Origin of the sequence: Pseudomonas sp. WS 5503 (assembly GCF_012985385.1) — a bacterium.
In the GTDB taxonomy this organism is placed as follows: domain Bacteria; phylum Pseudomonadota; class Gammaproteobacteria; order Pseudomonadales; family Pseudomonadaceae; genus Aquipseudomonas; species Aquipseudomonas paracarnis.
Map to the genome: position 1 here is coordinate 155,172 of NZ_JAAQWI010000003.1, position 22,753 is coordinate 177,924.

General features: G+C 58.8%; 21 protein-coding genes and 2 pseudogenes. 11 read left to right on the forward strand and 12 right to left on the reverse strand.

Going from position 1 to position 22,753, the window contains the following annotated elements; all coding sequences use genetic code 11:
• Positions 1 to 261 precede the first annotated feature (261 nt).
• Positions 262 to 1,002 carry a two-component system response regulator OmpR gene (gene ompR, locus HBO10_RS09835; protein WP_003187669.1) on the forward strand — a complete coding sequence of 247 codons (741 nt, stop codon included), beginning with the start codon at positions 262 to 264 and terminating at the stop codon, positions 1,000 to 1,002.
• Between the two features lie 117 nt (positions 1,003 to 1,119).
• Positions 1,120 to 2,433, forward strand: a complete 1,314-nt coding sequence (locus tag HBO10_RS09840; protein ID WP_003187671.1) for an ATP-binding protein — start codon at positions 1,120 to 1,122, stop codon at positions 2,431 to 2,433.
• A gap of 140 nt (positions 2,434 to 2,573) precedes the next feature.
• Here the strand turns inward: HBO10_RS09840 and rimK are convergent, their stop codons facing one another.
• The 3 genes from rimK to HBO10_RS09855 are packed head-to-tail and all read right to left on the reverse strand — an operon-like array spanning position 2,574 to position 4,751.
• A complete protein-coding gene (rimK, locus tag HBO10_RS09845; protein ID WP_003187674.1) occupies positions 2,574 to 3,479 on the reverse strand; it encodes a 30S ribosomal protein S6--L-glutamate ligase in 906 nt (301 codons plus the stop codon).
• Positions 3,476 to 3,925, reverse strand: a complete 450-nt coding sequence (locus HBO10_RS09850; protein ID WP_169856571.1) for an ATP-dependent zinc protease — start codon at positions 3,923 to 3,925, stop codon at positions 3,476 to 3,478. Before HBO10_RS09850 ends, rimK begins: the two co-directional genes overlap by 4 nt.
• Positions 3,926 to 3,971: 46 nt before the next feature.
• Positions 3,972 to 4,751, reverse strand: a complete 780-nt coding sequence (locus tag HBO10_RS09855; RefSeq protein ID WP_034125496.1) for an EAL domain-containing protein — start codon at positions 4,749 to 4,751, stop codon at positions 3,972 to 3,974.
• A 116-nt stretch (positions 4,752 to 4,867) separates the two neighbouring features.
• On the opposite strand from HBO10_RS09855, the gene HBO10_RS09860 reads away from it, so the two are divergent.
• Positions 4,868 to 5,275 carry a S4 domain-containing protein gene (locus HBO10_RS09860; protein WP_003236026.1) on the forward strand — a complete coding sequence of 136 codons (408 nt, stop codon included), beginning with the start codon at positions 4,868 to 4,870 and terminating at the stop codon, positions 5,273 to 5,275.
• A gap of 135 nt (positions 5,276 to 5,410) precedes the next feature.
• On the opposite strand, the gene HBO10_RS09865 is transcribed toward HBO10_RS09860, so the two are convergent.
• The gene (locus HBO10_RS09865; protein ID WP_034125497.1) at positions 5,411 to 6,214 is read right to left on the reverse strand and encodes a phosphatase PAP2 family protein; all 804 of its coding nucleotides are present in this window, start codon (positions 6,212 to 6,214) and stop codon (positions 5,411 to 5,413) included.
• 124 nt (positions 6,215 to 6,338) lie between these two features.
• On the opposite strand from HBO10_RS09865, the gene hslO reads away from it, so the two are divergent.
• Complete coding sequence (hslO, locus tag HBO10_RS09870; protein WP_034125498.1) at positions 6,339 to 7,241, forward strand: Hsp33 family molecular chaperone HslO; 903 nt, start codon at positions 6,339 to 6,341, stop codon at positions 7,239 to 7,241.
• Between the two features lie 179 nt (positions 7,242 to 7,420).
• On the forward strand, positions 7,421 to 8,962 hold the full coding sequence (locus HBO10_RS09875) for a phosphoenolpyruvate carboxykinase (RefSeq protein WP_005783824.1): 1,542 nt from the start codon (positions 7,421 to 7,423) through the stop codon (positions 8,960 to 8,962).
• A 55-nt stretch (positions 8,963 to 9,017) separates the two neighbouring features.
• On the opposite strand, the gene HBO10_RS09880 is transcribed toward HBO10_RS09875, so the two are convergent.
• The 4 genes and pseudogenes from HBO10_RS09880 to HBO10_RS09890 all read right to left on the reverse strand — a co-directional run bounded on the left by HBO10_RS09880 (position 9,018) and on the right by HBO10_RS09890 (position 11,669).
• Complete coding sequence (locus HBO10_RS09880; RefSeq protein ID WP_230633821.1) at positions 9,018 to 9,881, reverse strand: DMT family transporter; 864 nt, start codon at positions 9,879 to 9,881, stop codon at positions 9,018 to 9,020.
• 191 nt (positions 9,882 to 10,072) lie between these two features.
• A complete protein-coding gene (locus tag HBO10_RS09885) occupies positions 10,073 to 10,429 on the reverse strand; it encodes a DUF1493 family protein (protein WP_034125858.1) in 357 nt (118 codons plus the stop codon).
• 893 nt (positions 10,430 to 11,322) lie between these two features.
• Positions 11,323 to 11,499, reverse strand: a pseudogene (locus HBO10_RS31270) (cell filamentation protein Fic); the annotation flags it as partial.
• Positions 11,499 to 11,669: a YhfG family protein gene (locus tag HBO10_RS09890; protein ID WP_087149535.1), complete on the reverse strand. Its 171-nt coding sequence runs from the start codon at positions 11,667 to 11,669 to the stop codon at positions 11,499 to 11,501. The gene HBO10_RS09890 and the pseudogene HBO10_RS31270, both read right to left, overlap by 1 nt.
• A gap of 175 nt (positions 11,670 to 11,844) precedes the next feature.
• On the opposite strand from HBO10_RS09890, the gene HBO10_RS09895 reads away from it, so the two are divergent.
• The 3 genes from HBO10_RS09895 (at position 11,845) to HBO10_RS09905 (ending at position 15,626) form a co-directional block, all read left to right on the forward strand.
• Entirely contained in the window at positions 11,845 to 13,020 is a 1,176-nt protein-coding gene (locus HBO10_RS09895; protein WP_034125500.1) for a tetratricopeptide repeat protein, read from the forward strand.
• 224 nt (positions 13,021 to 13,244) lie between these two features.
• Complete coding sequence (locus HBO10_RS09900; protein ID WP_034125501.1) at positions 13,245 to 15,182, forward strand: RecQ family ATP-dependent DNA helicase; 1,938 nt, start codon at positions 13,245 to 13,247, stop codon at positions 15,180 to 15,182.
• Positions 15,183 to 15,194: 12 nt separating this feature from the next.
• Positions 15,195 to 15,626, forward strand: coding sequence for a thioesterase family protein (locus HBO10_RS09905; RefSeq protein ID WP_032894109.1), 432 nt, complete (start codon positions 15,195 to 15,197; stop codon positions 15,624 to 15,626).
• Between the two features lie 146 nt (positions 15,627 to 15,772).
• Here HBO10_RS09905 and HBO10_RS09910 read toward each other — a convergent pair.
• From HBO10_RS09910 to fdhD, 3 genes and pseudogenes are all read right to left on the reverse strand, one after another.
• Positions 15,773 to 16,244 (reverse strand): annotated as a pseudogene (locus HBO10_RS09910) (hypothetical protein).
• 345 nt (positions 16,245 to 16,589) lie between these two features.
• Entirely contained in the window at positions 16,590 to 18,938 is a 2,349-nt protein-coding gene (locus tag HBO10_RS09915) for an FdhF/YdeP family oxidoreductase (protein ID WP_034125503.1), read from the reverse strand.
• A complete protein-coding gene (gene fdhD, locus HBO10_RS09920; RefSeq protein WP_169921974.1) occupies positions 18,935 to 19,774 on the reverse strand; it encodes a formate dehydrogenase accessory sulfurtransferase FdhD in 840 nt (279 codons plus the stop codon). The genes HBO10_RS09915 and fdhD overlap by 4 nt, the downstream gene beginning before the upstream one ends.
• Positions 19,775 to 20,016: 242 nt before the next feature.
• On the opposite strand from fdhD, the gene lysM reads away from it, so the two are divergent.
• Positions 20,017 to 20,457, forward strand: coding sequence for a peptidoglycan-binding protein LysM (lysM, locus tag HBO10_RS09925; protein WP_032894105.1), 441 nt, complete (start codon positions 20,017 to 20,019; stop codon positions 20,455 to 20,457).
• Positions 20,458 to 20,584: 127 nt separating this feature from the next.
• On the opposite strand, the gene yrfG is transcribed toward lysM, so the two are convergent.
• Entirely contained in the window at positions 20,585 to 21,250 is a 666-nt protein-coding gene (gene yrfG / locus HBO10_RS09930) for a GMP/IMP nucleotidase (RefSeq protein WP_034125505.1), read from the reverse strand.
• An 87-nt stretch (positions 21,251 to 21,337) separates the two neighbouring features.
• Between yrfG and nudE the strand changes: the two genes are divergently transcribed.
• Positions 21,338 to 21,904: an ADP compounds hydrolase NudE gene (gene nudE / locus HBO10_RS09935; RefSeq protein WP_014716485.1), complete on the forward strand. Its 567-nt coding sequence runs from the start codon at positions 21,338 to 21,340 to the stop codon at positions 21,902 to 21,904.
• Positions 21,901 to 22,737: a 3'(2'),5'-bisphosphate nucleotidase CysQ gene (gene cysQ / locus HBO10_RS09940; protein WP_034125507.1), complete on the forward strand. Its 837-nt coding sequence runs from the start codon at positions 21,901 to 21,903 to the stop codon at positions 22,735 to 22,737. The genes nudE and cysQ overlap by 4 nt, the downstream gene beginning before the upstream one ends.
• Positions 22,738 to 22,753: the final 16 nt, after the last annotated feature.

Sequence of the window (22,753 nt, forward strand, 5' to 3'; positions counted from 1 at the left end):
CAAGAGGCTGGCTATTGACCCTCGAAATCGAAAAAGTCACGACAAGCGGGTAAAAAAAGCCCGGCAGCAAACGGTAACGATCTGACGTTGCCCTGCACGGAGGCGCCGCATTATAACCAGCGTTCTGCCCTTGGGGGCTACTGCGCCGCAGCTTGTAGGGCGCGGGTTCGCTGGCAGTAGATGAAAAATCTGCTAACAATGCACACGGTGCGTATAACGGCAGCTACGCCATAATGCGCGCCGAGATAAGAGGAGCATCCAATGAGCAGCACCGCACAAACTGCTGAAGGCGAAAAAATTCTCATCGTTGATGACGATCCGGGGCTGAGCAGCCTGCTGGAGCGTTTTTTCAACTCCAAGGGCTATCGTGCCCGCGCGGTGCCGAACACCGAACAGATGGATCGTCTGTTAGGGCGTGAAGTTTTCAACCTGGTCGTACTCGACCTGATGTTGCCCGGTGAAGACGGCCTCACTGCCTGCAAGCGCCTGCGCGGTGCGAACAATCAGATCCCGATCATCATGCTCACCGCCAAGGGCGATGAACTGAGCCGCATCAAGGGCCTGGAGCTGGGCGCTGATGACTACCTGGCCAAGCCGTTCAACCCCGATGAGCTGATGGCGCGGGTCAAGGCCGTGTTGCGTCGCCAGGCACCGGCGGTACCGGGTGCACCGGGCAGCGAAGACGAAAGCGTCACCTTTGGCGATTACGAATTGTCGCTGGCCACCCGTGAGCTCAAGCGCGGTGAAGAAGTGCACATGCTCACCACCGGCGAATTCGCAGTGCTCAAGGCCCTGGTGATGAACGCTCGCCAGCCGCTGACCCGTGACAAGCTGATGAACCTGGCCCGTGGCCGGGAATGGGACGCCCTCGAGCGCTCCATCGACGTGCAGATTTCCCGATTGCGCCGGATGATCGAGCCAGACCCGTCCAAGCCGCGGTATATCCAGACGGTGTGGGGTGTGGGTTATGTGTTTGTGCCGGATGGCACCGCAACCAAGTGACCGATGATTTGCAGGGGCGGGTATCCTGGCGTTTGACTCCATGAGGGTCGACGGGATGCCCGGCGTCTGCAATTCTGCGAGCGCCGCTCGTTCCTGCAAGGTGTGCAGCTTTCATCTATGAAAACCCCGCTGTGGTTCCCACAAAGTTTCTTCTCCCGCACCCTCTGGCTGGTGCTTATTGTCGTTCTGTTTTCCAAGGCGCTCACGCTGGTTTATCTGTTGATGAACGAAGACGTGCTGGTGGACCGGCAGTACAGCCATGGTGTCGCCCTGACGTTGCGTGGTTATTGGGCGGTAGACCCTGAGAACCGCGAAAAAGTAGCCAAGGCGTCGACGCTGACGCGGGTTGACGGCGCAGGTGTGCCTGAAGGCGAGCAGCATTGGCCTTACAGCGAGATCTACCAGCGCCAGATGCAGGCCGAGTTGGGTGCCGACACCGAGGTGCGGCTGCGTATGCATGTTTCGCCTGCGCTGTGGGTGCGAGCGCCAAGCCTGGGGGATGCCTGGATCAAGGTTCCGCTTTATCCGCACCCGCTGAGGGGGCAAAAAATCTGGAACGTGTTGGGCTGGTTCCTGGCCATTGGCTTGCTTTCAACGGCGTCCGCGTGGATTTTCGTCCGCCAGCTCAACCAACCCCTCAAGCGCCTGGTGTTTGCCGCTCGCCAACTGGGCCAGGGGCGCAGTGTGCGCTTGCCGGTCAGCGACACGCCCAGTGAGATGACCGAGGTGTACGGCGCCTTCAACCAGATGGCAGAAGATGTCGAACAGGCCGGGCGCGAACGCGAGTTGATGCTGGCGGGGGTGTCCCATGACTTGCGCACGCCGCTGACGCGATTACGGTTGTCCCTGGAGTTGATGGGGGACCATACCGACCTCACCGATGACATGGTGCGCGACATCGAGGACATGGACGCTATTCTGGACCAGTTCCTGGCGTTCATCCGTGACGGGCGGGATGAAGTGGTCGAGGAGGTCGACCTCACCGACCTCGTGCGTGAGGTGGTTGCGCCCTATAACCAGAATGGTGAGCAGGTGCGCACGCGCCTGGAGCCGATCCAGCCGTTCGCATTACGCCGGGTGTCGATGAAGCGCCTGCTGAACAACTTGATTGGCAACGCCTTGCACCATGCCGGTTCCGATGTGGAAGTGGCGGCGTACGTTTCTGGCGACAGTGCCGCGCCTTACGTGGTGCTGAGCGTGATGGACCGTGGCACAGGAATCGACCCGGCTGAGCTGGAGGGTATCTTCAACCCCTTCACCCGTGGTGACCGCGCCCGAGGAGGCAAGGGCACCGGGTTGGGGTTGGCGATTGTGCGGCGGATTGCGTCGATGCATGGCGGCAATGTCGAGTTGCGCAACCGTGAAGGCGGCGGGTTGGAAGCGCGGGTGCGGCTGCCGCTGGGGTTGATGCTGCCTCGAGACGCTGTCTAACAAGCAATATGAATGCAAATGTGGGAGCTGGCTTGCCTGCGATAGCGGTAGTTCATTCAACGACGATGTTGAATGTACCGGTGTCATCGCAGGCAAGCCAGCTCCCACAGTGGTTCGCGGCGTGTGGCAGATGTGGGTATTCAGCCCTTTCCCTTGGTCCGAGTCATATTCGGCCCGCCATTCTTTTCCAGATGCTGAATGATGATCCCCGCCACATCCTTACCGGTGGTGGTTTCGATCCCTTCCAGGCCCGGCGATGAGTTTACTTCCATCACCAGGGGGCCATGGTTGGAGCGCAGGATGTCCACACCCGCCACGCTCAGCCCCATCACCTTGGCCGCCCGTAGCGCGGTCATGCGTTCTTCCGGGGTGATCTTGATCAGGCTGGCGCTGCCGCCACGGTGCAGGTTGGAGCGGAACTCACCGGGCTTGGCCTGGCGCTTCATGGCTGCGATCACCTTGTCGCCCACCACGAAGCAGCGAATGTCCGCGCCGCCCGCTTCCTTGATGTACTCCTGCACCATGATGTTCTGCTTGAGGCCCATGAACGCCTCAATCACCGACTCCGCCGCCGTTGCTGTTTCACACAGCACCACCCCGATGCCCTGGGTGCCTTCCAGTACCTTGATCACCAGCGGTGCGCCATTGACCATCTCGATCAGGTCGGGAATGTCGTCCGGAGAGTGGGCAAAACCGGTGACCGGCAGACCGATACCCCGGCGCGACAGCAGTTGCAGGGAGCGCAGCTTGTCCCGCGAGCGCGCAATGGCCACGGATTCATTCAGCGGAAACACCCCCATCATTTCAAACTGGCGCAATACCGCGCAGCCATAGAACGTCACCGAAGCGCCGATACGCGGGATTACCGCATCAAAGCCTTCCAGGGGTTTGCCCCGGTAGTGGATCTGCGGCTTGTGGCTGGCAATGTTCATGTAGGCACGCAACGTGTCGATCACCACCATTTCATGGCCACGTTCAGTGCCGGCCTCGACCAGGCGACGGGTGGAATACAGACGCGGGTTTCGCGACAGCACAGCAATCTTCATGCAGCACCTGGGGCAGAAATAGTGGAGACCGGGAACACCGGCTTGTCTTGAACGTACTTGAGGCCTGGATTGACCACCAACTGGCCGTCAATCAGCGCCTTGGAGCCCAGCAGCAGGCGGTAACGCATGGCTTTGCGACAGGCGAGGGTGAACTCCACCCGCCATACCCGATCACCCAGGGCCAGGGTAGTGCTGATCACGTAGCGCACCTGTGCATGGCCGTTGGAGCTCTTGATGGTTTTCATCGTCACCAGGGGCGCTTCACAGCGGCGGTGACGTAGTTGCACCACGCTGCCCAGATGCGCGGTAAAACGCACCCACTTTTCACCGTCGCGCTCAAAAGGCTCGATATCGGTGGCGTGCAGGCTGGAGGTGCTGGCACCGGTGTCGATCTTCGCCCGCAGGCCCGCCACTCCCAAGTCGGGAAGTGCCACCCACTCACGCAGACCCACAACGGTCAAATGGTCAAATGTCTTCAATATGGTTAACCGGTCAATTCGCCCAGGCTTGAGGAGATACCTCAGCCAACGCTTTGAATGCAGGCTTGGCGAACCAGAAGCCCTGCATCAGAAATATTCCGCAGTCGGACAGGAAGTCGCGCTCGCCGGCACTTTCGATGCCCTCGGCGATGACAGTAACCCCCAACTGCTCACAGATTGTGACAATCCCCCGGACGATCACCTGACGGACACGATCCTGATCGACATCGCGAATCAGCGCCATGTCGAGCTTGATCAAGTCAGGTTGGAAATCGGCCAGCAGGTTCAGCCCCGAATAGCCCGCGCCGAAATCGTCGATGGCGGTCTTGAAGCCGAATTCGCGGTATTCACGCAGAATATTCGTCAAATGGCGATAGTTATCTACGTGCTCGCTTTCCAGGGTCTCGAAAATCAGCCGGTCCAGCGGGAAATTGTGCGCCCGGGCGGCCTCCAGAGTGCTGCGGATACACAGCTCCGGGCGATATACGGCATTGGGCATGAAGTTGATGGAAAGGTGAGTCTGCATGCCCAGGGCTGCGGCACCGGCAATGGCCTTGGTCCGGCAGCGCTGGTCGAAGCGGTAGCGATTGGTTTCGTTGATCTGAGCCAGCACCGACAGCGCGCCTTCTCCCTGGGGACCGCGCACCAAGGCTTCGTTGGCGAAGATCGTATGGTCACGCAGGTCTACGATAGGCTGGTAGGCGAACGCAAAATCGAACCCCAGAGGCTCGCTTTGCTGGCAACCCACGCACCGCTGGTTGGGCGAGGTGAGTGAGAGGGGAAAGTCGGTCACGGCGTATCCTCGCGAAAACAGGGTGCTATCTGGCGTATCTTAGGTGAGCCTTGGGGTTTATGCGTCGAAGGGTTTCAACGGTAAAGTTGCGACATTTTTCAGAGCGAGGAATTCAAGTGGCTCAAAAGCAGGAAGAGGAAGAGAAGGTCCGGCTGGACAAGTGGTTGTGGGCAGCGCGGTTCTACAAGACCCGCGCTCTGGCCAAGGCCGCTATCGAGAGCGGCAAGGTGCATCATCGCGGCGAGCGCTGCAAGCCGGGAAAGGAGCCGCGCGTCGGCGACGAGTTTCAGATTCGTACAGGGTTTGATGAAAAAACCATCGTGGTGCAGGCACTTTCCATCGTACGCCGCGGCGCGCCTGAAGCGCAGGCACTGTATGCCGAGACCGAAGCCAGCATCGCCAAGCGCGAAAACGCTGCGGCCATGCGCAAGGCAGGGGCTTCAGGCCTGACCACTGACGGCAAGCCGAGCAAGAAGCAGCGCCGCGATCTGTTCAAGTTTCGCGGCAGCGGCAATGACGATTGATTGCACGAGTCGCCCATGCAAACTCGATCAAATGTGGAAGCGGGCTTGCCCGCGAATACGGTGGGTCAGGCACAGATGCATTGATTGACACCCCGCATTCGCGAGTAAGCCCGCTCCCACTTTTAGCCCTGGGGGTTACGGAGTTGTGCGCATGACACTCAACCGCCCAATAACGGGCAACTTGCTCAGTAGCCCGAAAAGCGGCGCCGTCATCCGCAACAAAGCGCCCGACACCTTCGCCGCAAACGGCGTGTAATACCCCCACCCCAGCGCCAACAGCGCCAGCAGTACGCCACCGATATAATCGTCCTGGCCCCAGTGCGCGCCGGCTACCAGCCGCGGCATCATGAACAGCAGCGCCAGGCCCCAGATCACCAGCACCTGGCCGATGCGCCGGGCGAACACGCTCATGAACATCGCCCAGATCAATAGCACCGAAGCATGGTCGCCGGGGAAGCTCTGGCTCGAGCGGTCCTTCAATTCCCAGGTTTTCTCCAACCCTGGGAAAAAGTCGCTCATTTGAATCGCGCCGCTGATGACCATCGACGGGCTACTGTGCTGCCAGCCCATGTGCGCCGCGAGTTTTGAGAACAGCATGCGGATAAACAGCAATAGCAGCAGAATGCCGAGGAAGCCAAAAAACGCCTGGCGCACCTGTACGGCCTTGAACACCCAGTCGCCGCGGATCAACAGCGCCAGCAAAATCACGCCGACCACTGCATCAAACGGCCGCAGGCTGGCCACGGCCCACACATGTAGCCAGGTCGAGTTCGTGGCCAATGGGCCATTGAGCAGATGAAACAGCCACTCGTCGAAAATCACACAGAGCATCTGGCCCGTGGGCCACAGCCAAAAACACAGCAGTCCGATAGCGAGTAGATTGCAAAGAGCCCATCGCCGGAGGTTCCAGTTGGCTTGGAACAAACCCGGATTGTTCATAAACTGTCCCTCATCGCTCTATTCAGCTCCTTGAATTCAGGAGAAGTCGCACCAAGATGGTGCTAAAGCGTTTAATTTTATAAACCTTGTAATCATTTTGTCATCACTTCAGATACCCAGACCTATGACTGATCTACCGGATACCGACTTCACCCAACGCTTCATCTTCGATGAGAGCGATGCCCGCGGCGAGATGGTTTCGTTGGAGCTCAGCTATGCCGAAGTCCTTGCCAAACACGCCTATCCGGAGCCGGTCGCGCAATTGCTCGGCGAGTTGATGGCCGCCGCGGCGCTGCTGGTGGGCACCATGAAGTTCGACGGTTTGCTGATCTTGCAGGCTCGTTCCGAAGGGCCAGTGCCCATGTTGATGATCGAGTGCTCGAGCGAGCGCGAGATCCGTGGCCTGGCCCGTTACGAGGCTGACCAGATTGCCACAGATGCCACCTTGGCCGACCTGATGCCCAACGGCGTCCTGGCACTGACTGTCGACCCGACTGAAGGCCAGCGGTACCAGGGTATTGTCGACCTCGACGGCCAGACCCTGTCGGAATGCTTCACCAACTACTTCGTTATGTCCCAGCAAGTGGGCACCAAGTTCTGGCTTAACGCCGACGGCAAGCGCGCCCGTGGTTTGCTGGTGCAACAACTGCCGGCCGATCGCATCAAGGATGAGGATGATCGTGCCGAAAGCTGGCGGCATATCATCGCCTTGGCCGACACCTTGAAGGCCGAAGAACTGCTGGGCCTGGACAACGAAACCATCCTGCACCGCCTCTACCACGAAGAGGCCGTGCGCCTGTTCGACGCACAGGGCCTGCATTTTCACTGCAGTTGCTCGCGCGAGCGTTCCGGTAACGCGCTGGTCAGCCTGGGCCTGGAAGATGCGCAAAATCTGGTGGTGGAACATGGCGGCCATATCGAGATCGACTGCCAGTTCTGCAACCAGCGCTACCTGTTCGACGCGGCTGATGTAGCGCAATTGTTCGCCGGCGCAGGCAGCGACACCCCTTCCGACACCCGCCACTAAAACGTTTAAGCACAGGTAAATCACCTGACAAACGCCGGATTAGAGGTGTTCTGACGGGAGGGCCCTACTCTTTTTGGGCTTTTCTGGCATAATCCGGCCCACTTTTTTCGCGGTAGTAGTGCGCAACTTTCTACTACAAAACGTTTGGAGCACTCGGCCATAGGCCGACGGGGAACCTCATGACGCAAGCCAATAACGCCGTATACACCGATCTGAGTGTTGACGATCTGGTCAAAGAAGCCCTGCAGCGCGGTGAAGGCGTGCTTGCCGATACTGGCGCGCTGGTCGTAGAAACCGGTCATCGCACCGGTCGTTCGCCGGTTGACCGTTTCATCGTTGAAGAGCCGTCCACCCAGGACGCCATTGCCTGGGGCCCGATCAACCGCAAGTTCCCGGCCGACAAGTTCGATGCCCTGTGGGCTCGCGTCGAGGCGTTCAATAACGCGCAAGAGCATTTCGTTTCCCATGTTCACGTAGGGGCTGCAGAAGACCACTACCTGGCCGTGAAAATGACCACCCAGACTGCCTGGCAGAACCTGTTCGGTCGTTGCCTGTTCATCAACCCGGCCCAGTACAACCCGGCCGGTCGTGAAGAGTGGCAAGTGCTCAACGTGGCCAACTTCGAGTGCGTGCCAGAGCGTGACGGCACCAACTCCGACGGTTGCGTGATCCTCAACTTCGCTCAGAAAAAAGTACTGATTGCCGGCATGCGTTACGCCGGTGAAATGAAAAAAGCCATGTTCTCGGTGCAGAACTTCCTGCTGCCGGCTGCCGACGTGCTGCCGATGCACTGCGCCGCCAACATTGGCGAAGCAGGCGATGTGACCCTGTTCTTCGGCCTGTCCGGCACTGGCAAGACCACCCTGTCCGCCGACGAAAGCCGTTACCTGATCGGTGACGACGAGCACGGCTGGGGCGAAGGCGTGGTGTTCAATATCGAAGGCGGTTGCTATGCCAAGTGCATCGACCTGTCCGAGAAGAACGAGCCGGTTATCTGGAAAGCTATCAAGCACGGCGCTGTGCTGGAAAACGTCGTGATCGACGAGGCCAAGCACGCCGACTACGCCGACGTCAGCCTGACCCAGAACAGCCGTGCCGCCTACCCGCTGGAGCACGTTGCCAAGCGTTCCGAGAAGAACCTGGGCGGCGAGCCAAACGCGGTGATCTTCCTGACCTGCGACCTGACCGGCGTACTGCCGCCTGTGTCGATCCTCAGCGAAGAACAAGCGGCCTACCACTTCCTGTCCGGCTACACCGCTCTGGTGGGCTCGACCGAAATGGGTTCGGGCAGCGGCATCAAGTCGACCTTCTCCACCTGCTTCGGCGCGCCGTTCTTCCCACGCCCGGCTGGCGAATACGCAGAGCTTCTGATCAAGCGTATCCGTGGTTTCGGCTCAAAGGTCTACCTGGTCAACACCGGCTGGACCGGCGGCGGCTACGGCGTCGGCAAACGCTTCAACATCCCGACCACTCGCGGCGTGATTGCAGCGATCCAGAGCGGTGCGTTGATCGGTGCGCAAACTGAACACCTGGACACCATCAACCTCGACGTGCCATTGGCCGTACCGGGCGTTGAAACCGGCCTGTTGAACCCACGCAACACCTGGGCTGACAAGGCTGCCTACGACGAAGCAGCGAAAGCGCTGGCTGGCCTGTTCATCGAAAACTTTAAGAAGTTTGAAGTCAGCGATGCGATCAAGGCGGCGGGTCCTAAGTTGTAAGATTCGCCGGTTGTAAAAAAGCCGCCTGTTAGGCGGCTTTTTTATGGGCGAACGATTAATCGGCGATGTGCAGTACCACTGCACCGACCAGCACCAGTACAACGCCTGCCACCTGCACCGCTGACAAACGCTCTTTGAAAAATACAAACCCCAGGATCGCCGCGATCCCTCCAGAGAGCGTACTGATCACCGTCACCACCGACACCGAGCCGGCCATTGCGCCCCACGAAAACGCCGAAAAACCGCCGAGGTTCATCAAGCTCGCACCGGTCAACGTCGCGCAATTTTTCAGCGGCGGGATCTTCAAGCCATCCTTGATCTTCAGCACCATCACCACCAGCACGCACAAGCCCACCAGGTAACCCAGCCACAACATGGTGATTGGCCCCAGCACTGGCAGTGTGTAGCGACCTTGCAGCCAGAAACTGGTGCCGTACAGGGTTGCGGCGGACATGGCGTAGGCAATGGACAGGCGCGGGTTGTTGTGAGGCGTACCGTTGTCCTTGTGAATGCTGGACAGCACAACGCCGATCACGCACAGGGCGATGCAGCCCAGTTGTATCAGGCTGATGTGTTCACCGCTGGCCCAGGACAGCAAGGTGGTCACGACCCCATAGGACGTCACCAATGGCGCGACGATGGCCGCTTTGCCCAAGGCAAAGGCTTTGGACAGCGCAAGGGCGCCGGACACCGTCAGCAGAGCGGCGGCGACGCCCAGGAGCCAAACGCTTAACGGTGCATCAAGGGATTTGAAAAGGAAGGCTGGGAAAATGACCAGCAGGAGGGTCATGATCAAAAAACCGAGGGCTTGGCCGAAATACACCGCGTGTTTTACGCCAACGGCTCGGGCGTTGAGGCCCACCAGAAAGTCCGTGCCGCCCCAGAGCAGGGCGGCCAGCAGGCCCATTGTTACGTCCATGTAAGGTCCTTGTTATTTATACGGCTCGCCAGATTAGCGCAGATCCAGTGTGGGAGCGGGCTTGCCCTAATACTGTAGGAGCGAGCTTGCTCGCGAAAAACGTCAACGATAACGCGTGCTTGCTGAATGAACGCGGCGCCTGTGAGTTTTTCGCGAGCAAGCTCGCCCCTACAAAAAATCCTTCATTGGATTCAGCTCAGGTTTTCCAGCGTCTGCGTGTCCCAGCGGTGGGTCTTGATCGCCAGGTAGAGCATGCCGATGGTCAGCGGAATCTTGTCACCACGGCCTTTGGCGCGACGCTTCAGGAACACGTCGAACACCGGCGGCTGGAAGTAACGATAAGCGTCGTAGTCGCTCAGGTCGACACCAAAATCCTGCTCCAGCGCCTCCATGAATTGCTTGGCCTCAGCACCATCGCACCCGAGGTCGAAGTTCAGTGAGGTGTGCAAGCCAATGGTCTTGTGTGTTGGCAAGCCGATTTCTTCATGCAGCAATTGCACAAGTTGCTGCATGGCAGGGTCTTCTGGGAAGTTGGGGGCCAGGTTCATGGTGGGGGCACGCAGGAGTGGGTGAGGGGGCCTGTCACGTTGCAGGCGGTATTTGTTTCGCGTGATGAAGAGAGCCAAGCCTATCAAGAACAAGGCCAGGGGAAGAAGTTGAATGTTCAGGACAATGGCGATGTAGGGTAGCCAGAACAACAGAAGCAGTCCCGTTACGATGAAGGTAACGGCGAAACGCGTTCTTAACGTGCCGTCAGTGATTTTGTAATACAGCAGCAGATGGAGAGCGAACAATAGCGCTGTTTGTAGGTAAAGCCATTGACTAAAGTTCATCTGGAGTGCACATGCATTGAGACACTTGAGCGCTGCGGGCCTATGCCACCGCTGACCTGAGCATCCAGGCCAATGACGATGTCTGCGCTGTGAAAGTTGCGGATCCTGCGAGAAATCAAATCGCTGATAGCGTTCTCGACTATCGATTCTGCTTTACTGGATATGATCCCGACAGGGGCTGCAACTGCGCCAGAAATGATTTCTTTTATGAGGTTGTTAGTGGCTTTGAGGCGGCCACTGTCATGACGCAGGGTAGATCTCGGGCAAGCATCTTTTCGTACAACTTCTGAAGCCGCAAGCGGACCTCTATCGCTGAAGCTTTTGCTTCCAGCAAGCAAAGTGTGGCTAGCTCTTGTCGATTGTTTGGCATCACGGTGAGTCGAATTACCGTGAAAGTGATGCCATAGTGGCCGATATATTGAGTCCTTTCGATGTTCACGGTTTTTTCCGAGACAGTTGATAGGAGGTTATGTTCAGTCGGCTACGCGTAACTGGTATAGAGGGTTGAACGGGTATTTGAAGCAGTTTGGGAAACGGATGGCGTGACGTTTGGCGGTGTCTTACAAAAGCCTCCGGCATTTATGGCTTGCAACGAGAGAAGCGGGTGACAGGCGATCAAGGTCGTAGGGCGGCGGAAAGAGTGGAAGGTTGTCTACGGCGATTTCGGATAATTCCCGCTCGGCCTGGTGCAGGCGTGCCTCATCGAGCAAATGGAGGCGGTTGCGCAGAGTGCTGCTACCGGGGTAGCAGTATGGGTCCTGGCCCACCCCGTATTTGTCGAGCATCAGCTAGAGGTGTTGCGGTACTTGGCAAGGACGGCTTCGCGTGTCGGCAGGGGTTTGTCGACGTCGGTCGGTTGGGTATCGAACCCTTCCAGGCGCAGGCTGGCCAAGTAATTGGAACGCCGGATCTTGTGATAGTGATCCTGTTTTTGCTCAAACGTCAGTTCGCTCATCGCTGCGTCCTCTTGGAAAGCAAGGCTTGAATGTAGCGCAATGCGTAGCTCGGTAGGCGGGATAAAACGCCCGTCACAACTTGTATAAAAAATCTGCCAGCGAGCTCATTTCAGCGTATGTTTCACCGCAAAATCTTGTAGGGCGATTCCGCCCACTACTTAAAGGGAGTTAAGCATGGGTTTGCTTCGTGTCGCCTCGGCGATGTCTTTGTGTGCGGTGGCGTTTTCTGCCCAGGCCGAGCAGTTGCCGATTGAAGTGCTGAGCGCGGTGGTCAAGGACCAGAAAATCGCCGATGCCGAGGTGCTGCTGCAACGTAATGGCGCGCAGAACGTGGTGGGCCGTACCAACGCGCAAGGCCAGGTGACGCTGACCAGTGAAGCGGCTGACGATGCCAGCAACCTGCTGATCATCAAGAAGCCTGGCTATTCCAACCTGGTGGTGAAGTGCCCGTGCAAAGGCATGACCTATGCCATCAGCCCGGTGATGGAAAATCTCGACGGCCTGCGTGTGGTGTTGACCTGGGGCAAGGCTCCGCGCGACCTCGACTCCCATATGATCTTCCCCGGCAATAACATCTTCTTCAACAATAAAAAGGGCACCGACGCCGAACTGGACGTGGATGACACCGATAGCTATGGCCCGGAGACCATCACCCTGCAGAAAAAGCATTACGGCGAAAGCTACGTTTATGCCGTGCACGACTATTCCAACAGCGGCTCTCCCACCTCCAGCGAGTTGTCCAACAGTGAGGCCAAGGTGTTCGTGTACATGGGGCAATCCCTGGTACGCACCTACTATGTGCCGCAGAACCGCACGGGCAACCTGTGGACTGTGTTCCGCATGACCGGCAGTGGCGACTTCCAGGACATCAACACCTTCACCGGCGTGAGAGTCGGCGCCGAAGATGTACTCAACGAGGTCAAGCCGTTGCTGGATGACAGCATTGCCGTCACCGCCGTGACGGTGAGCTCGTCGGTACAGGCCGATGCGAAGAAGCTGAACCTCAAGGGCGAAGCGGCCTACCAGGCCGGTAACCTGGACCAGGCCATCGACTTCTTCCGTCAAGCCATCGAGCTGGATAACAGCTTCGGCAAGGCTTACGGCAACCTGGGCCTGGCGTATCAGAAAGCCGGCAATACCGCGGAGTCGATCTGGGCCAACCGCAAGGCTATCGCCCTGGCCACCGGTACCAATGCCGCGACTGTGCGCGCCGGTGCTTACTACAACATTGCACGCATCTACGAAGCGGCCGGGCAGTTCCCGGATGCGCTGCGTCATTACCAGTTGGCCAAGGAGCAAAAGGCCAACCCGGTGTATGACACGGCGATCGAGCGGGTGCAAAACCGCTGATTCAGCAGTAGCACGGTTTTGAAATGTGGGAGAGGGCTAGCCAGCTCCCACATTTGTATCTGCTGCGTCTTGTTACTTTCTAGGAAAAGTCCCACTTCGGCCCTGAGCCATCCCTCCCCCTGTGTATCATCCTGTCTCTTTTTTCCTTGCGACCTTTCTCGATTCGCTGAGATTCCCGGGCTATGTTTTTGAGCCAACTCAGCGGTCAATGGAGTGACAGCCTTATGCACGACACCCTCCAGCAGGTCTTTGGTTACCCACACTTTCGCTTGGGCCAGGAAGAGACGGTCAGCGCCGTGCTGGCTGGGCGATCTGCCGCCGCCATTTTCCCTACGGGGTCGGGCAAATCCTTGTGTTACCAGTTGTCGGCCGTGTTGCTGCCGCACCTGACGCTGGTGGTGTCGCCGTTGCTGGCGTTGATGCAGGACCAGTTGGGTTTCCTGCAGCGCCATGGCATTTCGGCGGGCAGTATCGACTCGGCCCAGAGCCGTGATGAGGCCAATGATGTAATGGCCCGTGCGCGATCGGGCGAGCTCAAGATTCTGATGATTTCCGTGGAGCGTTTGAAGAACGAGCGTTTCCGTAATTTCCTGAACAGCGTGCAGATCTCGTTGCTGGTGGTAGACGAGGCGCACTGTATCTCCGAATGGGGCCACAACTTCCGCCCGGATTATTTGAAGCTGCCGGACTACCAGCGCCAGTTCAACATCCCTCAGGCGCTGTTGCTGACGGCCACGGCCACGCCCCAGGTGATCGCCGACATGCAGGCCAAGTTCGCCATTGCTGCCGAAGATGTAGTGACCACGGGCTTCTATCGCCCCAACCTCAACCTGCTGGTGGAACCGGTCAGCGGCCACGACAAACGCCGCAGGCTGCTGGAATGGATGAAAGCGCGGGCCAACCAGCCGAGTATTGTCTACGTCACCTTGCAGAAAACCGCCGAACAGATTTCCGAGCATCTGAGCCGCCACGGTATTCAGGCCGAGGCTTATCACGCGGGGCTGCCCCATGAAAAACGCGAAGGTATCCAGCAGCGTTTCATGGGCGGGCGTTCCAATTGCATTGTCGCAACTATCGCGTTTGGCATGGGCATCGACAAGAGTGACATCCGCAATGTCGTGCACTTCGACCTGCCCAAGTCAATCGAGAACTACAGCCAGGAAATCGGCCGCGCAGGGCGTGACGGGCAGCCGTCGGATTGCCTGGTGTTGGCCAACCGCGACAGCCTCAATGTGCTGGAAAACTTCGTGTACGGTGATACGCCGGAGCAGGACGGCATTTTGCGCGTACTGGAGGAATTGCAGGCCGCGCGTAGTGAAGGGCAGTGGGAGTTCCTGCTCAGGTCGCTGTCGGACCACAGCAATATTCGCGAGTTGCCGCTCAAGACGCTCCTGGTGCAGTTGGAGCTCAAGGGCGTGATCGCGCCGCGCTATGCGTTTTATGCGGAATACCGTTTCAAATACCTGATCGAACCCGAAGCCTTGCTGGCGCGTTTTTCCGGCGAGCGGCAGCAGTTTGTCGCGGCGATCATCCAGGTGTGCAAGCGCGCTAAAACCTGGGCGACGGTCGATTTCGATGCGCTTTATCAACAGCACAATGCCGAGCGTAGTCGGGTGGTGAAGGCACTGGATTATTTTCAGGAGCAGGGCCTGATCGAGCTCGAAAGCAAGCAGATGACTGAGGTCTACAGTTTGCTCGACACCCATTTCGACCCGCATGCGTTAAGCGCCGAGTTATACACAGGCTTCAAGCAGCATGAGGTGACGGAGGTCGCGCGGATTCACGCCATGCTCGACCTGTTCGCCACCGACCACTGCCTGGGGCAACGTCTGGCGCACTACTTTGGTGATGATAATGCACCCCGGCGTTGCGGGCATTGTTCGGTATGCCACGGCCAGGTCGCCCATCTGCCGGCGCTGCCGAACCTGCCGCCGCTTGTGGATAAAAACTTCATGGGGCTGTGCGGTGATTTTATCCACAGGCATCATGAGCACACGGGGCACTTGCCGAATGCGGAGCGTTTGACGCGTTTCCTTGGCGGTATCAGCGTACCGTTGTTTACCAAGTTGAAGGCGCGGGGCATTCCCGGTTTTGCTGCGCTGGAAGACTACCCCTACGCCGAGGTACGCGACTGGGCCCATGCTCAATTGGATCAACTTTGATGAGACTTGCCGATGCCTGACTCAACGCCTGTGCGCGACGATTACCGCCACTTCCAACCGATCACCACGCGTTGGCACGACAACGATGCCTACGGCCATGTGAATAACGTCACTTACTACAGCTTCTTCGATACAGCCGTTAATACTTACCTGATCGAACAGGGCGGGCTGGATATTCATGACGGTGAGGTGGTGGGGTTTGTGGTGAGTTCCGCCTGCGATTACTTCGCCTCGATTGCTTTTCCCGAGCGCATTGAAATCGGCCTGCGGGTAGGCAAGCTGGGCAATAGTTCGGTGCAGTATGAGCTGGCAGTATTCAAGGCGGGCGAGCAGGAGGCGTGTGCGGCGGGGCGCTTTGTCCATGTGTTTGTGGACCGAGCCTCGAACCAGCCAGTGCCGATTCCGGGGATGTTGCGCGAAGCGATGCAGCGCTTGGTGGTTTGAGGCACCTACAAGCAACCCAGACCAAATGTGGGAGCCGGGCTTGCCCGCGATGGCGCAGTATCAGGCAGTACGTCTAAACCTGTTTCACTGCTATCGCGGGCAAGCCCGGCTCCCACATCGGATGTGTTCGTCAGAGCGCGGGTTTATCAGTCGCGATAACGATGCTTGTTCTTGCGATGCCCATAGGCATGGCCGCGACCTGGGTGGCCATCGCGGTAATAGCGACGATCGTCACGGTCGCGATCGCGGTAATGGCGGCTGTCGCGATCACTTTCGTTACCCATGTAGTTGCCTAGCGCGCCGCCCGCGCCACCGCCGGCTGCGGAGCCGATCAGTGCGCCGGTGCTGCCGCCCTACGACGTTACCGCCGGCTGCGCCCAGTGCGCCACCAATGGCGGCTTCGCCACGGCTACGTTTGTCGGCGCCGACTGCACTACCGCCTGCGCCGCCGAGGGCCGCGCCGATGGTCGAACCGGTGTTGCCGCCCAGCTGCTGGCCGACAACGGAACCTAGAACCCCACCCAATGCGCCGCCTACACCGGCTTCGGTGGTGCCGCCTGCCATGGCTGCGCCACTGACCAGGCCAAGGGACAACAAGAGAATCGAGGAGAACTTCATTCAGGGAAACCTCAAGGGATGACGGCGCGATCCTGAGGTTGTATCGAGGCGCTGACAATCGAAATCCGACCGGCGGCAGAGGTTGTATACAATTTGCTAAGTTGCTGTTTTGTATGGGGAACTTAAGTCGTTTTTACGGGTCTTTAGCTACTTCGGAAGGGCCGCTTTTATGCAAAAGCGGCCTTTTTTTGTGCCTGCAGAATGTGCGGTGCTTGTGCTGGTCTCTTCGCGGGCAAGCCCACACATTAGATCGGTCCACACAGTCCCAATGGTGAACCCATCCCAGTGTGGGAGCGGGCTTGCCTGCGAAAGCGGTAGTTCAAGCAACACATATCTCGGATCAAGTCAGGCCGAGCGCGCCATGATCAACCCATTGTCACTCGCCGCTTCCAAGCGAATCGCAACAAACTTGGACGTTGGCGTATGGCTACCATCGCCAGTGCTTTCCAATGGCACCAATGGGTTCACTTCCGGGTAGTAAGCCGCCGCCTGCCCCGCCGGAATATCAAATGCCAGCAGCGTAAAGCCCTTCACGCGGCGCTCACGGCCGTCTTCCCACAGCGACACGATGTCTGCCTTCTGCCCCGGCTTGAAGCCCAGGCGGATGATGTCGGCTTCGTTGACGAACAGCACGTCACGCTGGCCTTTGACCCCGCGATAACGGTCGTCCAGGCCGTAGATGGTGGTGTTGTACTGATCATGGGAGCGCATTGACTGCATGATCAGGTCCGGCACTCGGCCCGTGGCGTGGGTGCGCTCGTGGATCAGGTCTTTGGGCAAGATGTTCGGGCGGAAGTTGGCGCGACCTGATGGAGTGTTCCAGCGCCGTGCGCCGGCGGAGTTGCCCAGATAGAAGCCGCCTGGATGCTTGATCTTCTCGTTGAAGTCCTTGAAGCCTGGGATGGTGTCGGCGATCAGGTCGCGGATGCGCCCGTAGTCGGCCACCAGCCAGTTCCAATCCACGGGCTTGCTGCCCAGGGTGGCGGCAGCAATGCCCGCCAGGATCGCCGGCTCGGACTTCATCAGTTTCGACAGCGGTTGCAGTTGGCCGTTGGAGCCGTGGACCATGCTGAACGAGTCTTCCACCGTCACCGCTTGCGGGCCGTCGGCCTGGATGTCTATGTCGGTGCGGCCCAGGCACGGCAGGATCAACGCATCTTTACCGTGCATCAGGTGGCTGCGGTTGAGCTTGGTGCTGATCTGCACGGTCAGGTCGCAATTTCGCAGCGCTTCAAAGGTACGCGTGCTGTCTGGCGTGGCTTGGGCAAAGTTGCCGCCCAGGCCGATAAAGACTTTGGAGCGGCCTTCAAGCATGGCGTGAATCGCTTCCACCACGTTATGGCCATTGTCGCGAGGCACCTGGAACTGGAAACGACGCTCCAGCGCGTCCAGAAACGCCACCGGTGGGCGTTCGTTGATGCCCATGGTGCGGTCGCCCTGTACGTTACTGTGGCCACGCACCGGGCACAGCCCGGCACCTGGGCGGCCGATATTGCCGCGCAGCAGCATCAGGTTGGCGATTTCCTGGATAGTCGGCACCGAATGGCGGTGCTGGGTAATCCCCATCGCCCAGCACATGATTACATTCTTGCCTTTGGCGTACATGCGTGCCGCTTGCTCGATCTCCACCAGGGTCAGGCCGGACTGCTCGACGATCTCCTCCCACGAGGTGTCGTCGATCTGACCCAGGTATTCCAGGACGTTGGCAGTGTGCTCATTGAGGAAGTCGTGGTCGAACACCGCTTCCTTGCCTTCGGCCAGGGCTTGGCGTTCCCACAGCAGCAAGAACTTGGCCATGCCACGCAAGATAGCCATATCGCCACCCAGCGCCGGGCGGAAGTAGGCGGTGTTGGTCGGCTTGTCGCCGTTGGTGAGCATTTCCAGCGGATGTTGCGGGTGCTGGAAGCGCTCCAGGCCGCGCTCTTTCAGCGGGTTGATACACACCACCTGAGCGCCGCGTTTCACCGCTTCGCGCAGCGGCTCAAGCATGCGTGGGTGGTTGGTGCCGGGGTTCTGGCCCCAGACGAAAATGGCATCGGCATGTTCGAAGTCATCAAAGGTTACGGTACCTTTGCCCACGCCGACACTCTGCGCCAGGGCTACGCCGCTGGCTTCGTGGCACATGTTCGAGCAGTCCGGGAAGTTATTGGTGCCAAAGGCGCGTACGAACAACTGGTACAGGTAGGCGGCTTCGTTGCTGGCGCGGCCCGAGGTGTAGAACTCGGCCATGTTCGGGCTGGGCAGCGCGTTGAGGTGCTTGCCGATCAGGTCGAACGCGGCATCCCAACTGATGGGCAGGTAGCGATCGGTCTCGGCGTCATAGCGCATTGGCTCCGTCAGGCGGCCCTGGTACTCCAGCCAGTAGTCGCTTTGCTCCAGCAACGCCGTGACGCTGTGCTTGGCGAAGAAGGCCGCATCGACGCGGCGCTTGGTGGCTTCCCAGTTGACCGCCTTGGCGCCGTTTTCGCAGAACTTGACCATGCCGCTTTCCGGCGAGTCGCCCCAGGCGCAGCCCGGGCAGTCGAAGCCGCCGTTCTGATTGGTCTTGAGCATCATGCGCAGGTTTTTGAGGGCGTTGTCACTGGTCAGCCAGGCTTGCGCCACACTGATCAGGGCGCCCCAGCCACCGGCTGGGCCTTTATAGGGCTTGTAGCGTGGGGTTGGGGTCTGGTCGGCTTGGTGGTGAAGGCTCATGGCTGGTGCTCCATCGCAGGGCTATAGACCCGTGGCGCGCTTTTTTGCGGCAGGTGGATGAGGTTGAGGTTGTGCCGGCGTGCCCATTGCAGGGCCAGGCCGGTGGGCGACGACAGGCTGACCAGGGTCTGGATGCCCGCGCGCAAGACTTTCTGAATCAATTCGAGGCTGCAGCGGCTGGTAACAATCGCCAGGCCGCCGTCGGTCGGAATCTTTTGGCGGATCAACGCGCCAATCAATTTATCCAGGGCGTTATGCCGGCCGATGTCTTCGCGACCCATCAGCAATTCGCCCTGGCTGTTCATAAAAACCGCCGCATGCACGGCGCCGCTGTGCTGGCCCAGGGGTTGGAATGCACTGATACGCTGGCGCAGGCCGTCGAGCCACTGCGCCGGCGGCAAGGGCGCGCCGGGCAGTACCTGGAGGTCGGGCAATGCTTGCTCTACCGCTTCCACGCCACACAGGCCGCAGCCGCTGGCGCCCGCCAATTGGCGGCGTTGCTGCTTGAGGTTCCAGAACGCACGGCTGGAAACCTGCACCTGAGCGTACTGAGCTGCGCCTGAACCGCTGATTTTCAGGTCATAAATGTCGTTAACGTCGGTGATAATGCCGCTGCCGAGGCTGAAACCTACAATGAAGTCTTCCAGGTCCGTAGGCGTCACCAGCATCACCGCCTGGCTGATATCGTTATAGGCAATCGCCAACGCCACCTCTGCGGCCAGCGCAGTGCTGGCGAATTCAGTGTGTTCAAGATTGCAATAGTGATAGCTCTGGCTGGCGACGGGCGCGGTCGATTCGAGAGCGGGCGCCGCGCAGTGAGGGCGCTTGGCGTTCATGGGGCAGTCCCACCGGCGGATTGATCAGTGATTAGACTAGGCGCGACAAAGGGTCGCGTCTAATCGCCTGTATTGATCTATTGATAGAGGGCGTCGATCAAGGTTCACCCGCGTTTTCGTCGGGCTTATTCCAAGCAGGGGTGAATTGGATACTTTTGAGTCTTTAGCCAGTCTGGAACCCAAGTCGGCAGGACTGGTCTAGTCTTGGGCATCTGGAAATTAAATCCCAAGGAGAGCGCACCATGAGTATTTTTAGCTTTATCAAAGAAGCCGGCGAAAAGATTGTCGACCTGTTGACGCCGGGTAATGCGAACGCTAGTGAGCAGTTGAAGGAGCATGTGAGCAAGGTGGGCCTGGGTAATCCAAACGTGCAAACCACGGTGGATGGCGACAAGGTCACAGTGACCGGTGAAGTGGCCACGCAGGAAGAGAAAGAAAAGATCCTGTTGGCGCTGGGCAACATTGCCGGCGTGGCAAGTGTGGATGACCAGATTACTGTCAGTGGTCCAGTCGTGGTGGCTTCACGCTTTGTTGTTGTGAAAAGCGGTGACACTCTCAGCGCAATCTCTAAAACGGTCTACGGCGACGCGAATAAGTACAACAAGATTTTCGAGGCTAACAAGCCACTGTTGTCGCACCCGGACAAGATCTACCCAGGTCAAACACTGCGCATCCCTGAGTAATACGCAGGATAAAATGAGCAAGCTCGCCCTTTTGTAGGAGCGAGCTTGCTCGCGAAAAACTCACAGGCACCGCGTTTATCCAGGAAGCACGCGTTATCGTTGACGTTTTTCGCGAGCAAGCTCGCTCCTACATAAGCCCGGCGATGAGTTCTCGATAATCCCCGACGGCCGCAAATTCTGCGGTGTCCTTTGAGCCTTTTTTGCTATCAGGTTCTTTCACTGCCAGTAAATGTCCCACGCCGAAATCCCGGGCACTGCGCAGGATCGGCAAAGTGTCATCTATAAACAGGCTACGGGCCGGGTCAAAGTGGATATCCGCTTGTAAGGCCTCCCAGAATTGCGGGTTTTCCTTGGGGAAACCGTAGTCGTGAGAGCTGATCAATCGCTCGAAATACGGCGCCAGTTCAATGCGCTCCAACTTCAATGACAGCGAATCACGATGAGCGTTGGTGATCATGATCACGCGCTTGCCGGCCTGTTTGATCGCCGCCAGGAATGTATCGGCATCCGGACGCAGGGCAATCAGGTGGGCGGTTTCCAATTTGAGTTCGCGCACCGGGATCTTGAGCTCGGCGCTCCAGAAATCCAGGCAATACCATTGCAATTGTCCGGCGTTACGCTCGAACAGTGGCTGCAACTCCATCTCGGCCATGGCTCGGCTTACGCCGTGCAGTTCGGCATAGCGTTGCGGCAGGTGTTCCATCCAGAAGTGGTTGTCGTAATGCAGGTCGAGCAGGGTGCCGTCCATGTCCAGCAGGACGGTGTCGATGGCGTGCCAGGGCAGAGAGGGCATGGTGGGGTCTCATGTAAGTAAAAATATCCGACACAGACAATCGGAAAAGCCACGGTATAGTAACCCGATCACGCCAAGGAGCCGTTTATGCGCCAGAAACCCACTGTCCTCGCCCGCGAAATAGTCGCCAGTAGCCGTTTGTTCCGCGTGGAGGAAGTGCAATTGCGCTTTTCCAATGGCGTTGAGCGGACCTATGAGCGTCTTGTCGGGCGTGGCACGGGCTATGGCGCCGTGATGATTGTGGCGATGATCGATGAAGATCATGCAGTGCTGGTGGAAGAATACTGCGGCGGCACTGACGAATATGAATTGTCGTTGCCCAAAGGCCTGATCGAGCCCGGCGAAGACGTGCTTGCAGCGGCAGACCGCGAACTCAAGGAAGAGGCCGGCTACGGTGCACGGCAGTTAGAGCACATCACCGAGCTGTCATTGTCGCCCGGCTATATGAGCCAGAAGATCCAGGTGGTGTTGGCTACCGATCTCTACGAAGAGCGTCTTGAAGGTGATGAGCCCGAACCAATGCGGGTAGACCGGGTCAACCTGCGTGAGCTGTCGGCGCTGGCGCAAAACGAGCAGTTCAGCGAAGGTCGCGCCCTGGCTGCGCTGTATCTGGTGAGAGACCTGTTGACCCAGCGTGGAGCGTTCACCGCATGAGCGAACTGTTTTTAGGCCACCCGTTTATCGCACCGGTCATTGAACTGGCTCGGCAGGCGGGTGAAGCCATCCTGCCGTACTGGCGTGCCGAGGTAGCCGTGACGTCCAAGGCGGATGATTCTCCCGTGACGGCTGCCGACCTGGCTGCCCATCATCTCATTCTCGCAGGCCTCACCGCGCTGGACCCAAGCATTCCAGTGCTGTCTGAAGAGGACGCCGATATCGATCAGAGCGTGCGTGCCGGCTGGCAGCGTTGGTGGTTGGTGGACCCTCTGGATGGCACCAAGGAATTCATTTCTGGCAGTGAAGAGTTCACCGTCAATATTGCATTGATCGAACAGGGCCGCGTGGTGTTCGGCGTGGTGTCGATACCGACCACTGGCCGTTGCTACTTCGGCGGCGCGGGCCTGGGGGCTTGGCGGTCGGACGTCAATGCAGCGCCCAAGCAGATTCAAGTACGCCAGGCCCCGGCCTCGGGTGAGGCCTTTACGGTGGTGGCCAGCCGTCGTCATACCAGCCCTGAGCAGGAGCGCCTGCTCAATGGCCTCAGTGAAGGCTTGGGCGAGTTGAAACTGGCGAATATCGGCAGCTCCTTGAAGTTTTGCTTATTAGCCGAGGGCAGTGCCGATTGTTATCCGCGCCTGGCGCCGACCTCGCAGTGGGATACCGCAGCGGCCCAGGGTGTATTGGAAGGAGCTGGGGGTGAAGTATTGGAGTTGAATGGCAAACCGTTCAGTTACCCGGCGCGGGAGTCGTTGCTGAACCCGTTCTTTCTGGCGTTGCCGGCCAAGGCGGCGTGGCGTGAGCGGCTGTTGACCCTGGCCAGATCTTAAGGCCACTGCAGAGCAA